Here is a 14,039-nt window from a genome sequence, read left to right as displayed (position 1 = left end):
GGGTCATGGTCTGGCGGCAGCTTCGGCGAGCTGCCGCCAGATCGGTTCGGCCGGGCCTTCCGGCTGCAACCGGTTGGTCACCACGGCGACGGTGAGGCCGCGGGCGCGGTTGGTGCCCGCCATGGAGTTGAACCCGCCGTAGCTGCCGCCGTGGCCCTGCCAGCTGACGCCGCCGGCCTGCGCCCGGTAGCTGCCCATCCCGTAGCTGCGGTCGAAGTCCGGGCTGCGCACCGCCTGCGGCGACGGGGTCACCATGTGCCGCACCGTTTCCGGGCGCAGCAGCCGGCCGCGGGCGAACAGCGCGTCGAGCACCAGGCCCACGCCGGTCGCGGTGCCCGCGTGGTGCCCGTCGGTGAACGGCAGGCCGTACAGGTCGGTGGGGATGCCGGTCGCGCCGTAGGCGGTGAAGTAGTCCTGCAGCGAGCCGTCACTCTGGCGGTGGTAGCCGTGGGCGAGGCGGCGCAAGGCTTCCGGGGAGCGGTCCAGGGTGATGAGCTGCTCGGTGATCGGCGTCCGCGGGGTACTCGCGCGCTGGAGGTACTCGCGGTAGCCGCGGCGTAGGGCGTCGTCACCGCCGGCGAGTGTGGTCAGCACGTGGCCGAGCAGGATGTAGCCGGTGTTGGAGTAGGCGAAACGCGCCCCGGGCTCGACCGGTGTGCGGATGCCCTTGGCCAGCATCGCGAAGGTGTAGGGCCGGTCCGGGTCGTACTGCTCGCCGGGCGGGAACAGCGGTTCAGTGGCCGGATCGGCGTACAGGTCCGGGTAGCCCGAGGTGTGCGTGAGCAGCATCCGGACGCTGACCCGCCGCGCACCCGGCACCGTGTCGCCGATATAGGCCGAGATCGGCTTGTCCAGGGCGAGCGAGCCGTTCTCCACCTGGTGCAGCGCGTACGCGGCGAGCACCAGTTTGCTGAGGCTGGCGTAGGCGAACAGGGTGTCCGCGGTGACCGGCCGCGGCGGGTCGGTGATCGCCAGGCCGCGCGTGCCCGACCACAGCACCTGGCCGTGCCGGATCACCACCGCCTGCACCCCGGCCTGGCCGAAGGCCGCGGTGGCCCTGGCCAGTGCGCGGTCCATCCGCTGGGCGAAATCCTCGACCGGGGCCGCGGCCGCCGGTGTGGGCAGCAGGCTGGACATGCCGAGGACCAGGATGAGGAAGCAGTGCCGGAACCGGCCGCTCATGGTTGCTCCTAGGTGGTCAGGTGTTCGACAGGGGTGGCCGTCAGGACAGGATGCCGTAGATCGTCGGGGCACCGTCGATCCGGACCGTCGCGCGCCGCTGACCTGGTGCGGCCAGCGGATCGCGGTGATCGAGGGTCAGGGTGAACGCGCGTTCGGGGCCGGCGCCGAGCCTGCCGATGCCGGTCACGCTGAACCACCCGTCGGCGGTCTGCAACCGGCCAAGGCGCACCGAGTGCAGCACGCCCTGCGGCCCGGCGATCACCACCGTGCCCACGGCGGACCGGGCGCCGGAGTGCTGAGCCAGCGCAGCAACGATTGCGGTGGCACCGCCCGTCTCCGGGCGCACGAGTCCGGCCGTGGTCACCGCGAGGTCCTTGCCGGCATGCTGCGGACGGGTGGGCATGCTGGAGGCGCGGCGCAGTGCCTGTCCGGCGGCCGCGTGGGTGGGTTCGCCGCCGGTGAGCGCGAGCTTGCCGTTGACGAAGACCCAGTGCACGCCAACGGAATACTGCTTCGGGTGCTCGAAGGTGGCCCGGTCGCCGATGGTCTTCGGGTCGAAGACCGTCACGTCCGCGGCCATGCCCTCGGCCAGATAGCCGCGGTCCACCATGCCGACCATGGTCGCGGGCAGGCCGGTCATCTTGCGGATGGCCTCTTCCCAGGACAGCAGGGCGCGTTCGCGGACGTAGCGGCCGAGCACGCGCGGGTAGCTGCCGTAGTGGCGGGGATGGGTTTGCGCGGACTCGGTCACGCCGCCGTCGGAGGAGAAGGCGACGAACGGGTCGGCGATGAAGTTGGCCAGGTCCTGCTCCGAGCCGATGTGCATCACGGCGAGGATGGATCCGTTGTGCGCCTTGAGGACTCGCATGATCGCCGCGCCGATGGTCACGCCGCCGTACTCGGCCATCAGGTCGGCGATCGTCTTGTTGGCCAGGTCGGGCAGCACCACCTTGTCCGGGGTGCCGACGTCGTCGCGCACGAACGCGCTGATCTCGGCGTCGATGCGCGAGCGCAGGGCCGGATCGGCGAAGCGGGCCAGCATCGCCGCTGTGCCACCGTCCTTGGCCCAGCCCGGCACGTAGAACTCCAGCGCGGTCGAGGCGGCGGTGTACGGGTAGACGTCGCCACCGGCGTGTGTGCTCGATGCCCGCGCCTCGCGGAGCAGCCGCAGCATGGTCGCGGACTTGCCCCAGTTGCCCGGACCGGCCACCTTCAGGTGCGTGATCTCCGGCATCAGCCCGGCGGCCTTGCCGATCGCGATGTCCTCGGCGGTGGATTCGACGACCTGGTTGGTCTCGTCCCGGATGTGGTCGGTGAACATTGCCCGCCAGGACCGCGCGCCGCGCACGACGTCGGCGACCTCCTGGGTGCGGGCGTAGGAGGCGGGCGGGTAGCCCAGTCCACCCGAGACACCCCAGGCTCCTTGGCGCATACCGCTTTCGATCCGGGCGCGCATCTGGGCGGACTGGGCCGCGGTCGGGCGGGTGTCCCGCTCGCCCATGGTGGCCTGCCACACCGTGTTGAACCCGACATAGGGCGCGACGTTGATGCCCTTGGGCGCCGCGTCCAGCTGCCGCAGCTGCTGGTCGATCTCGTAGGCGCCGCCGCCGTCCGGGCCGAGCAGTTCGGTGGTGACGCCCTGGGTGAGCGAGCTTTTCGCCCCGGCCAGTGGCGGGCCGGTCTCGGTGTGCGCGTGGATGTCGATGAAACCCGGGGTGACGTACTGGCCGGTGGCGTCGTACCGGGTGCGGGCGCGGGTCCGGCCGAGGTCGCCGAGGCGGTGCACCCGACCGTCTTTGAGGCCAAGGTCGGTGAGCCGGCCGGGTGCGCCGCTGCCGTCGAAAACCTTGCCGCCGTGGATGATCGTGTCCAACTCCGGTGGCGGGGCGGCGGTGGCCGCGGCTGGCCAGGACAGCAGGAGTCCGGTGGCCAGCACGGCCGCCACGGGCCGCCGGGGCAGTACGGTCATGACGCGTTTTCCCTTTCTCCGCAGGCACTCAGCCGCGAGTGGTGGCGGCTGTAGAGCAGGTACACCGCCAGCGCCAGCGCCAGCCAGCCGCCGAAGAGCAGGTAGGTGGCCGGCGGGAGCTGGTGGATCAGGTAGCCGCAGCAGGCGATGGACAGCAGTGGCACCACCGGGTAGCCGGGCACCCGGAAACCGCGTTGGAGGTCCGGTTCCCGTCGCCGCAGGATGATCACCCCCAGGGAGACCACCGCGAAGGCGACCAGGGCGCCCATGCTGGTCAGGTTCGCCAGCGCCTCCAGGGGGACCACCGCGGCGATCAGCGCGACAAAACCGCCGACCAGGACGGTGCCGGTCACCGGGGTGCCCCGGCGTGGTTCGATCCGGCAGAACACCGGCGGGATGATGCCGTCCCGGCCCATCGCGTACAGGATGCGGGTCTGGCCGTAGAGCACGATCAGGATCACGCTGACCACCGAGATCACCACGCCGGCGGAGAACACCGGTCCCGGCCAGCCGCCGCCGGTGACCCGCTCCAGGATCGCGGACAGCCCGGCCTGCTGGCCCTCGAAGGCCGTCCACGGCTGCGCGCCGATGCCGGTCAGCGCCACCAGCACGTACACCGCGGTGATCACCAGCAGCGCGCACAGGATGGCCAGCGGCAGTGTCCGGCGCGGGTTGCGCACCTCCTCCCCCGCGGTGGACACCGCGTCCAGGCCGATGAAGGAGTAGAAGACGGTGGCCGCGGCGGCGCCGATGCCGGCGAAACCCATGGGGGCGAACGGGTGCAGGTTCCCGGCGTCGAATCCGGCCGCCCCGACCACCACGAACAGTGCCAGGATCGCCAGCTTGAGCAGCACCATCACCGTGTTGACCACCGCCGATTCCCTGGCGCCCCGGACCAGCAGCAGGCAGCACAGTCCGACCAGGACCACGGCGGGCAGGTTGAGGTAACCGCCGCTGCCGGGTGGCGCGGAGATGACCGCGGGCAGCTGCGCGCCGAAGAGCCGTTCGGTCAGGTCGTTGAGGTACTGGCCCCAGGTGACCGCGATGACCCCGGCGGAGACCGCGTACTCCAGCAGCAGGCACCAGCCCACCGCGACCGCGGCCAGTTCGCCGAGGGTCGCGTAGGCGTAGGAGTAGGACGAGCCTGCGACAGGAACGGCGGAGGCGAGTTCGGCGTAGCACAACGCGGTCAGCGCCGCGGTGACCGCGCCGAGCACGAAGGAGAGGATCACCGCGGGACCGGCCTTGGGCACGGTGGTGTTGAGCGCGAAGAAGATGCCGGTGCCGATGGTGCCGCCGATACCGATCATGGTGAGCTGGAAGACACCCATGGTGCGGCGCAGGCCACCGCTATCCGCCTCGGCCTCGGCCTCGGCCTCGGCGAGGAAGGCCCGCACTGGTTTGCGCCGGAACAGCTGGTTCCGCGGTGAGACACCGGTTCCCAAGAGGACCTCTTTCCGTGTCCGGGAGGTCCCGCCATCCTGGCCGCCCGCGCCCGCCCCGTCGTTGGCGGAACCGCCTACAGTTGCCCGGCCCGTCTGACGGAACCGCCCAACCTCCGCGGCGGCGCCCTCATCCATCCACAGTGGATAGTCACCGCGAAGCATCGCCGTGGATCAAGGACCCCCGCGCCGGAACCGAGCACCTATGCTGGGCCGGTGCGGAGGACCGAACCGCCCAGCATCGGCGGCACCAGCGAGGAGCTGTACGCCCTGGCCGACGCCATGGCCGCGGTCATCGGCGGTTCGGTGTCCATCGAGGACCTGGACAACCGGGTGCTCGCCTACTCCGCGCTGCCCGAGCAGCGCATCGACGAGCTGCGCCGCCGCGGCATCCTGGACCGCCGGGTCCCCGACCAGCCCCAGCAGGTGGACCAGTACCGCCAGGTCCTGGCCGCGACGGGAGTGGTGCGGCTGCCCGTGCTGGCCCCGGACGAACTCCCGCGCGCCGCGGTCGCCATCCGGGACGGCGAGCGGCCGCTGGGCACCATCTGGGCCATCGAGGGGCACACGCCGCTGGGCGCCACGGGTGAGTCCGCGCTGCTCGACGGCGCCCGGCTGGCCGCCACCCACCTGCTGCGGCACCGCGGCGCGGCCGAGTTCGACCGGCAGGTCCGCGAGGACGCCCTGCACAGCGCCCTGCTCGGCGACGGCACGGCGGGCGAGGTCCGGGTCCGGCTCGGCCTGCCCGACCCGCCGCGGCTGACCCTGCTGGCCTTCGCCCCGGCCCGCCCACCCGAGGGCGAGCCGACGGTGGACGGGCGGCTGGGCGCGGCGGCGGCCCGGCACTGGGCCGCGGTGTCCGCCGAGGCCGCCACCGCCACCATCAACCGCACCGTCTACGTGCTGCTGCCCGACGACCCGCCCGCCACCGCCCGCCGCCTGGCCGAACAGGCGGTCGCCGCACTGGAGCGCGGCCTGGACGCGCCGGTGCGCTGCGCGCAGAGCCGCGGCACCGCCGAGGTCGCCGACCTGCCCGCGCTGCGCACCGAGGTGGACGGCATCCTGCGGGTGACCACGGCCGATCCCGGCGGACGGCCGGTGGCCGCGCTCGGCGAGGTGCACGCCGGCGTGCTGCTCGCGCACCTGTCCGACGAGCTGGCCCGGCACCCCGTCCTGCGCCACCCCGGCATCGAGGCGATGGTCGAACACGACCGCGCCCGCCGCACCCACTACACCGCCTCGGTCACCGCCTGGCTGGACGCCGCGGGCAACGTCGGCGAGGCCGCGCGGCGCCTGACCGTGCACCCCAACACCCTCAAGTACCGCCTCCGGCGCGCCCACGACCTGTTCGGCCTCGACCTGTTCGGCCACCCCGACGACCGGCTCTCCTGTTGGCTACAACTCCGCCTCCAGCCCCCACCACCCCGGTGAACCAAGGACTCACCGGCGTGTTGGCCGTTGTCGTACCCCGTCTTGGCCGAACTCGTACCACTTGGGCCAACTGGTACGCCCACTTCAGCCAAACCGGCGTACCAGTTGGGCCAACTCGCCGTCCGGAACGGCCAACACGATGGCGGGGGGTGCTCAGGCTGCTGCGTGGGGGTGGGTTGCGCGGAGTTGGGTGAGGAATTCGGTGTTGGACTTGGTGGCGCGTAGGCCGTCCAGGAGTTTGTCGACGGCTTGGGCGGGTTCGGTGTTGGTCAGGGCGCGGCGCAGGGTGTGGGTGGCGGCCAGTTCCGCGGGGGAGCAGAGCAGTTCCTCCTTGCGGGTGCTGCTGCGGCGCACGTCCACCGCGGGGAAGCGGCGCTGCGCGGCGACCCTGCGGTCCAGGGTGAACTCGGCGTTGCCGGTGCCCTTGTACTCCTCGTAGATCAGCGCGTCGCCGACCGAGCCGGTGTCCACCAGGGCGGTGGCGAAGATGGTCAGCGAGCCGCCGTCCTCGATGTTGCGCGCGGCGCCGAGGAAGCGTTTCGGCGGGGTGAGCGCGGCGGCGTCGACCCCGCCGGAGAGGATCCGGCCGGACAGCGGCGCGGCCAGGTTGTAGGCCCGGCCCAGCCTGGTCAGCGAGTCGAGCAGCACCACCACGTCCTGGCCCAGTTCGACCAGGCGCTTGGCGCGCTCGATGGCCAGTTCGGCCAGCAGGACGTGCTCGGCGGGCGGCTGGTCGAAGCTGGCCGCGATGGTCTCGCCGGGCACGGCCCGGCTGAAGTCGGTGACCTCCTCCGGGCGCTCGCCGACCAGCACCGCCATCAGGTGGCACTCCGGGTGGTTGTGGCTGATCCCCTCCGCGATGGCCCGCAGCACCGTGGTCTTGCCCGCCTTGGGCGGGGCCACGATCAGCGCGCGCTGGCCCTTGCCGACCGGCGTCAGCAGGTCCATCACCCGGGTGGTCAGCACCCGCGGTCCGGTTTCCAGCCGCAGACGTTCGCGCGGGTAGAGCGGGGTGAGGTCGGTGAAGGCAGGCCGGCGGGCACTGCGCAGCGGGCTGAGTCCGTTGACCGTATCCAGCTGGGTGAGGCGTGGCGTGCCGTTGCCCGCCGGTTGCGCGGAGCCGGCGAGCAGGTCACCGCGGCGCAGTCCGTACGCGGCCACCAGCGCGGCCGGGACGGCGACGTCCTCGGGTCCGGGCAGGTAGCCGTTGACGCGCAGGTGGTGGTGACGGTTCGCCGTGGTGTCAAGCACCCCGGCGACCGTGCTGAGGAGGTCGGACATGGAGTCTTCTTTCGGTTTTGTTGATCATGTTGTTGATCACTGAGGTTGTTCGAGACACCCGTTCGGGCTGGGGAAGGCCGATACTCGGGCCACGTCCAGCACAGGAATTCCGGGATCTCACACACGCGCTTCGGGGGACATTCGTCCAGAACCCGCAAGCGGTAGACGAGGCCAAGGTAGCAGAGGCCGCGCCGGGCGGCCAGTGCGTTACCCCGTGGTCCTGACCAGCCGCCCGCGGCCGTGACCTGCGCGTTACCGCGGGTCCGGGGAAATGCGGAGGTTGTTTGTACGGCGGGAGCGCCGACACCAGACAACCCCTGGCCGCGTAGACCTTGACCGTCCGGGTCCTACCGGGGGTCCAGGACGTGAGGGGTCACAGTGAACACAACGAGGGTCAGCACGAACGCACTACCAGTCGGCAGGGCCAGCCGTGCGTGGGACACGGCGGCGGTCACCGGCACCATGCTGGGCACGGGTCACCTGCCGCGGTGCGAACCGCAGCAGGTCCTGGCGGTCTCGCACCGCATCACCTGGTGACCAGCCACCGGTAGTCCAGCAGGCGGCTCCACGCGCTCCGTTCCCCGGGTGCGTGGAGCCCGGCCGGAACCTAGGCCAGACCGCTGAGCAGAGCGTCGAGTCCGAGCCGCCAGCGCCGATCCACCGACTGCTTCGAGCCGCCGAGGCGGCGCGCGTTCTCCGCCGCGGCCAGGCCCTGGATCAGGGTGAAGAAGACCAGCGCGACATCGGTCGGGTCGCCGGAGAGCAGCCCAGCGTCCACCGCGGCCCTGACCTTCCGGATGAAGATCTTGCGCACCAGCACCCCTGCCTTGACCTCGGCCGCGGTCGGGTCGAAATCGGCGAACGGCCGGGCGAACATGACCTCGGCCAGCACCGGGTGCGTGCGGACGAACCGGCGGAAGCCCTCGGCCAGCTGCCGCAACGCCCGCAGCGGGTCCTCGGTCGGCGGCAGTGCGGACAGCTCCGCCGCCAGCAGCCGGAAGCCCTCGAAGAAGACCTCCCGGACCAGCCCGGACTTGTCGCCGAAGACCTCGTAGATGGCGGGCACCGAGGCGTTCGCCCTGCTGGCCACGGTGCGGGTGGTGAGTCCGGCCACACCCTGTTCGGCCAGCACCTCCAGCGCGCTGGCCAGTCCGCGCTCGCGGAGGGCGTCGGTGCGCTGCTTCACCCTGGGCATCAGCCGACCTTAGCACCTGGTCCACAAAGGCTGGACAGACGTTACGGAACGACGATACGAAACGATGGTACAAAGGACGGGTGAGCCTCTCCGTGACCCAGCTGCTGCGCGAGCGCAGGCGCCAGGGCAGCACCCCTGGACAGCGGCGCGACACCGCGCGCCTGGTGCTGCTGATCGAGGGCGGCAGCTCTCGCGGCGCCTACTCCAGCGGGATGACCATCCCGATCGAACGCCAGGGCCTGCTGCCGCTGTTCGACGCCGTCTACGGCAGTTCGGCCGGCGCGCTGAACGCGGCCTGGCTGCTGTGCGGCCGTGCGGAGAGCACCATGCACGCCTGGTGGGACCCGGTGGTCATGGGCTCGACCATCAACCTGCGCAACGCCCTGCGCCGCAAGCCCGTGGTGGACACCGGGTTCCTGGTCGGCACCGTGTACACCGAGATCATGCCGCTGGGGTTCCAGGAGATCCTGGACAACCCGGTGGAGTTCCACCCGCTGGCCACCGACGCGCACACCGGTCAGGCCGTGGATCTGCACGAGCAGATCAAGGACAAGGCCGGGGTGCAGGCGGCGCTGCGTGCCTCGACCGCGATGCCGATCCTGGCAGGCAACCCGGTGCAGATCGGCGGGCGGTCCTACGTCGACGCCGGGCTGAGCGAGACGGTCCCGGTGCGCACCGCGCTCGCGCAGGGCGCCACCCACCTCGTCGCGCTGCGCACCCGGCGCACAGACGAGATCGCCACTCCCCCGTCCTTCGGCGAGCGCCTGGTGGCCAGGCGGTGGTTCACCCGGCGGGCGCCCGGCGCGCTGGAACCCTGGCTGCGCGGCAACCTCATGCGGGCCGAGGAGGAGCGGTTGCTGGCCGAACATCCGGCCACGCTGCAGATCCGGCCACCGCTGGGCAGCACCCGGATCGGCCGCACCGAACGCCGCCCGCACCTGCTGCGCGCCGCGGTCGAGGCCGGTCACCAGGCCGCCGCGGCCGAGCTGGCGGACTGCGTGGACGAGCCACTGCCGCGGTGACTCAGTTCCTGGCCGGCACCCGGCCCGGCAACGCCGCCGGGGAGTACCCGGTGCTCACCGCGCCGGTGGTCTACCCGGTCAGCCGGGGCGGGACTGCTCGACCAAGGGACGCAACGCATCCCGGAACTCCGCGTTCACCGGCGGCATGGTGCGGTCGCTCCGGGTGCTGGACGGCGGGTTCAGCTTGGGACAGCCAATGAACTCCGGTTCCCGCCGCTCGGTGCTGACAAACCGGCTCGCCAGGTCGAAGGTCGCGACCTCGCGCGCGGTCCTCGCCGCACGCACCACCACCGTGTAAGTGGCGCTGTGCAACAACACCGCGCTGCCGTAGTACTTGCACATCCGCTCCTCGGCGCCTAGGGCCGCGTAGTACACGCAGGCCACCAGCTGGACCTCGGAGCGGTTCTGCGACCCGTACCCCTGCTCGGCCGGGGTGTTCTCCAGGGCCGCGGACCGCCACTGCTCCGGCAGGTGCAGCCCGGTCAGCTCATCCCCGCCCGACTGCGAGTACGGCAGCTGCCCGCCCGCCAGCAGTTGCCGGTCGACCCAGACGCGGTCGACCACGACGATCGGGTGCGGGCCTGGCCCGGTGTAGGCGGGACCGGCCGGGTTGTACGGCAGCGCGGCGGGCGCGGGCTGGCCCTGCGCGGACGGGGCGGGACAGACCTGTTGCGGCGCACTGGCATCCGGGAACCCGGGCGCGTTGAACGGCCACCACCCGACCCGCCAGGCCAGCGCCGTCGCCAGGAACAGCACCACCAGCAGCGCCTTCAGCCACCAGAACCTCGGCATACCCGGACGCTACCGCGCCCACCCGGGATCGATCCCCCGCCAGGTCAGCCGCCGCAGGGCGGGGCGTAGTCGCGTTCGGGCAGGTGCCGGGCCCACTGCTCCCGGGTGATCGGCCGGGCCCCGGCACAGGTCGCCGCGGCCGCGCGGGTCACGTCGGTCTCCCACAGCCGCGCCGCCCGGTCCGTGCCCGCGCTGGCCAGCAACCGGCTGTCCGGGCTGAACGCCACCGCGGCCACCTGGTCGGTATGCCCGGTCAGCGTGCCGACATGGTCCGGCCGGTGCGGCCGGGTCACGTCCCACAGCCGGATCGTGCGGTCCGCGCCCGCGGTGGCCAGCAGCCGCCCGTCCGGGGAGAACGCCGTCATCCACACCACGCCGGTGTGACCGGACAGCGTGGCCAGCGCCCGCGGCCGGCCGGGATCGGAGACATCCAGCAGCCGCACCGCTTTCGCCGGTTCGTGCCAGGTGGCCAGCAGGCGGCCGTCGGGGCTGAACGAGCGGGCGGTGACCATGTCCTCCTTACCGGCCGGGAACTCCACGGCGGCCGGGTTGGCCGGATCGCGCACATCCCACAGGCGGGTCGGCCGCTCACCGTCGCCGCCGGTGGCCAGGGTCCGGCCGTCCGGGCTGAACAGCACGGTCCACACCATGCCGGGATAGGGGCGGCGGGCGACCGAGCGCGGCTGCCCGTCCAGGCTCCACAGGCTCAGCGCGCCCGGCCCGCCGACGGCCAGCAGCTTGCCGTCGGGGGCGAAGTCCACCGCCACACTCGGTTCCGGCAGCACGACCAGCCGCCGGGGCGCGCGCGGATCGGCGAGATCCCACAACCGCACCGCGTCCTCCTGGCCGACCGCGAGCACCCGCCCGTCCGGGCTGAACCGCACCGACCGGACCGGGCCCGCGCCACCGGCGATGGTGGCCAGTTCCCGCCGCTCCCGCGGATCGCCGATCTCCCACAGCCGCGCGGTGCCGTCCCAGCTGCCGGTGGCCAGCACCCGCCCGCCCGGCGCGAAAGCCACCGCGGCCAGCACATCGCGGTGGCCGACCAGCGGCAGCGCCCGCAGTTCCTGCAACCGGACGCCGCGATCCTCATCAGCGGCCGCGATGGTCGACCCGTCCGGGCTGAACACCGCCGAGGCGCGCCCGCCCGGGATGGTGGTGATCGCCTTGGGGGCGCCGCGATCGCTGACATCCCACAGGATCGTGCCGCCGCCGGTGGAGGCCAGGGTGGCGCCGTCCGGACTGAACGCGATCGACCACACCGCGCTCGGATGCCCGGTGAGCACGGCGCCCGCCACCGGTGCGGCCGGGTCGGCGACCGCCCACAGCCGGACCCGGTTGTCCCAGCTGGAGGTGGCCAGCCAGCGGCCGTCCCGGTCGAAGGACACCCCGGTGATCAGCCCGGTGTGTCCGGAAAGGACACCCAGCGGCCGGGGCGCGGCAGGCTCGTTGATCTCCCACAGCCGCACCGTGTCCCCGGAGGCCACCGCCAGCACCCGGCCGTCCGGCCGGAATCCGACCGCGGTCGAGCGGACCGACTCCGGCGTCGAACCGGTGGCGGGCGCGGACAGCTCGCGCGGCTGTCGCGGATCGCGGACATCCAGCAGCCGCACGGATTTCTGGTTGGACGCGACCGCCAGCAGACCGTCGTCGGCGCTGAAGGCCAGCGAGCCGTACGCCGCCGCGCCACCGGGTTCTGCCCACAGCTGCACCGGTTTGCCTGGATCGCCGACCGCCCACAGCCGCAGGTTCGACTCCCCCACCGTGGCCAGCGTGCTGCCGTTGTGCGCGAAGGCCACCGCCAGCAGCTTCTCCGGCAGCGTGGTCACGCTGAGTTGCGTGGGCGGCCCGGAAACCTCCCACAGCCGCAGGGTCAGGTCCCCGCCGACGGTGGCCATCCGCCTGCCGTCCGGCGCGTAGGCGGCGAAGACGTCGGTGCTGGTGTGCCCGGCCAGCCGGGTCGAGCGCGGGGCGGCGTAGGCGCTGAGCAGGGTGTCCCTGGTCTCGGCCAGCGGGGCGATCCGGTGTGCGGCCAGCACGAGTTGCCCGGCCAACGCCGGGTCGACGGCCCGCACCGCGTCCGCACCGGTGAGCACCCGCCGGGCAATGGCCACGTTGCGCTGCTCGGTGGCCTCCTGCTCGGCGCGCACCGCGTACCCGCCTGCCGCCGTGGCCGCGATCAGCAGCACCGACAGCAGTGCGACCAGCCGCCGCAACCGGGTGGCCTGCCGCCGGGCGGTGACCGCCTCGGCCTGTTCGGCGGCCGTGCTCGCGGCCAGGAACCGCTGCTCCACCGCGGTGAGCACGGCCGTGGCCGACCAGTCGCGGGCCACCGCCAAGCGGCTGCCGCGGTAGAGCGTGCCGGGGTCGTGCTCGTGCGCCTGCCACACCTGCGCGGCCTCGGTGAGCATCCGGTGCACGCGCAGCCCGGCGCGGTCCTCGGCGATCCACTCACGCAGCCGCGGCCAGCAGCGCAGCAACGCCTCGTGGCCGAACTCCACGGTGTCGGCGTCCACGGTCAGCAGCCGGGCCGCGGTGAGCCGGTCCAGCACCGCCCCGGTCTCCAGCTCGTCCCGCCGGACCCGCCGCTTGGCCGGTTCGGCGCCGTCCGGGAAGGCGATCAGCCGCAGGAACACCCGGCGCGCGATCTCCCGTTCCGGCTCGGTGAACCCGGTGTAGACCTGCTCGGCGGTGCGCGCGATGGCGTGCTCGATCCCGCCCGCCGCCTCGTATCCGGCCAGGGTGAGGGTGGCCCCGCTGCGCCGCCGCCAGGTCTCCAGCAAGGCGTGCGAGACCAGCGGCAGCACCACCGCCTGGCCGGCCGCGTCCGCGATCAGCCGGGACACCAGCGCGGCCTCGACCATGCAGTCCGCGTCCGCGGCCGGCCGGGTGATCACCTGCCGCAGTTCCTCCGGGCCCATCGCGCCGACGAGCAACTGCCCACCACGCAAGGCCGCCACCAGCGCCGGATAACGCCCGCAGCGTCCGTAGAAGTCGGCCCGGACCCCGATCACCACCCGGGCCCGTCCCTGGTCCGCGGCGCCCACCAGCGCCTCGACGAACGCCACCCGCTCGGCCTCGTCCTCGCAGAGGGTGAACAGCTCCTCGAACTGATCCACCACCACCAGCGGATCACCCTCGCCCACCCGCGCCGCCAACTCGGCCACAGGGTGCTGACCAGGGGTGAACAGCACCGATGACCCCTCCGCGCGGGCCAGCAGCCCCGCCCGCAACACCGAGGACTTGCCAGCCCCGGAGGCCCCGAACACCCCGGTGAACCGGCGCTCCCGCACCAGCCCGAGCAGCTCCTCGATCACCGCGTCCCGCCCGAAGAACCGCCCGGCGTCCCCGGCCTGGAACGGCGCGAGCCCCACATACGGCGCACCGGTGTCCACCGGGTCGTCACCGGCGGTGAGTTCGGCCGACACCGTCCGCCACCGCTCCTGCCACTGCCCGGCATCCCCACCGCAGGCGCGCACGTAGGCCAGCGTCACCGCCAGGCTCGGCAACGCCCGGCCACCGGCGGCCTTGGACAGCGCGGCGACCGAGTAGCCCACCCGCGCGGCGAGTTCCCGGTAGGTCGGCGACCCGGCCTGAGCGCGTAGCTCGCGCAGTTCGGCGGCGAAGCGGCCCAGCGCGCTGTCGGCCGCGTCCAGCGGCCGTTCCCCCCGTGGCACAACGGCCTCCTGATCGCACTTTGGTGCAGCCGAACGTTGTTTCCGATC

General features: G+C 72.8%; 9 protein-coding genes. 2 read left to right on the top strand and 7 right to left on the bottom strand.

Annotation, left to right across the window (positions count from 1 at the left end):
• Positions 1 to 3: 3 nt before the first annotated feature.
• From ACTOWY_RS34435 to ACTOWY_RS34425, 3 genes are read right to left on the bottom strand one after another with little or no spacing between them, the layout of a single operon-like run.
• Positions 4 to 1,182: a serine hydrolase domain-containing protein gene (locus tag ACTOWY_RS34435; protein ID WP_441313779.1), complete on the bottom strand. Its 1,179-nt coding sequence runs from the start codon at positions 1,180 to 1,182 to the stop codon at positions 4 to 6.
• A gap of 40 nt (positions 1,183 to 1,222) precedes the next feature.
• Positions 1,223 to 3,151 (bottom strand): N-acyl-D-amino-acid deacylase family protein, encoded by a 1,929-nt coding sequence (locus tag ACTOWY_RS34430; protein ID WP_441313778.1) that lies wholly within the window; start codon positions 3,149 to 3,151, stop codon positions 1,223 to 1,225.
• Entirely contained in the window at positions 3,148 to 4,596 is a 1,449-nt protein-coding gene (locus tag ACTOWY_RS34425; RefSeq protein WP_441313777.1) for an APC family permease, read from the bottom strand. Before ACTOWY_RS34425 ends, ACTOWY_RS34430 begins: the two co-directional genes overlap by 4 nt.
• A gap of 213 nt (positions 4,597 to 4,809) precedes the next feature.
• Between ACTOWY_RS34425 and ACTOWY_RS34420 the strand changes: the two genes are divergently transcribed.
• Positions 4,810 to 6,024, top strand: a complete 1,215-nt coding sequence (locus ACTOWY_RS34420; protein WP_441313776.1) for a PucR family transcriptional regulator — start codon at positions 4,810 to 4,812, stop codon at positions 6,022 to 6,024.
• Between the two features lie 153 nt (positions 6,025 to 6,177).
• Here the strand turns inward: ACTOWY_RS34420 and rho are convergent, their stop codons facing one another.
• Together rho and ACTOWY_RS34410 are read right to left on the bottom strand one after the other, a co-directional pair.
• The gene (gene rho / locus ACTOWY_RS34415; protein ID WP_441313775.1) at positions 6,178 to 7,305 is read right to left on the bottom strand and encodes a transcription termination factor Rho; all 1,128 of its coding nucleotides are present in this window, start codon (positions 7,303 to 7,305) and stop codon (positions 6,178 to 6,180) included.
• A 607-nt stretch (positions 7,306 to 7,912) separates the two neighbouring features.
• On the bottom strand, positions 7,913 to 8,500 hold the full coding sequence (locus tag ACTOWY_RS34410) for a TetR/AcrR family transcriptional regulator (RefSeq protein ID WP_441313774.1): 588 nt from the start codon (positions 8,498 to 8,500) through the stop codon (positions 7,913 to 7,915).
• Positions 8,501 to 8,580: 80 nt separating this feature from the next.
• On the opposite strand from ACTOWY_RS34410, the gene ACTOWY_RS34405 reads away from it, so the two are divergent.
• Positions 8,581 to 9,522, top strand: coding sequence for a patatin-like phospholipase family protein (locus tag ACTOWY_RS34405; RefSeq protein WP_441313773.1), 942 nt, complete (start codon positions 8,581 to 8,583; stop codon positions 9,520 to 9,522).
• Positions 9,523 to 9,600: 78 nt separating this feature from the next.
• On the opposite strand, the gene ACTOWY_RS34400 is transcribed toward ACTOWY_RS34405, so the two are convergent.
• Together ACTOWY_RS34400 and ACTOWY_RS34395 are read right to left on the bottom strand one after the other, a co-directional pair.
• Positions 9,601 to 10,314, bottom strand: coding sequence for a hypothetical protein (locus ACTOWY_RS34400; protein ID WP_441313772.1), 714 nt, complete (start codon positions 10,312 to 10,314; stop codon positions 9,601 to 9,603).
• Between the two features lie 44 nt (positions 10,315 to 10,358).
• Positions 10,359 to 13,991: an nSTAND1 domain-containing NTPase gene (locus ACTOWY_RS34395; RefSeq protein WP_441313771.1), complete on the bottom strand. Its 3,633-nt coding sequence runs from the start codon at positions 13,989 to 13,991 to the stop codon at positions 10,359 to 10,361.
• Between the last annotated feature and the right edge of the window lie 48 nt (positions 13,992 to 14,039).

Source organism: Crossiella sp. CA198 (genome assembly GCF_052078295.1).
Lineage (GTDB): Bacteria > Actinomycetota > Actinomycetes > Mycobacteriales > Pseudonocardiaceae > Crossiella.
Note: the sequence above shows the minus strand (reverse complement) of the source record. Positions and strands in the feature narration are given on the sequence as shown.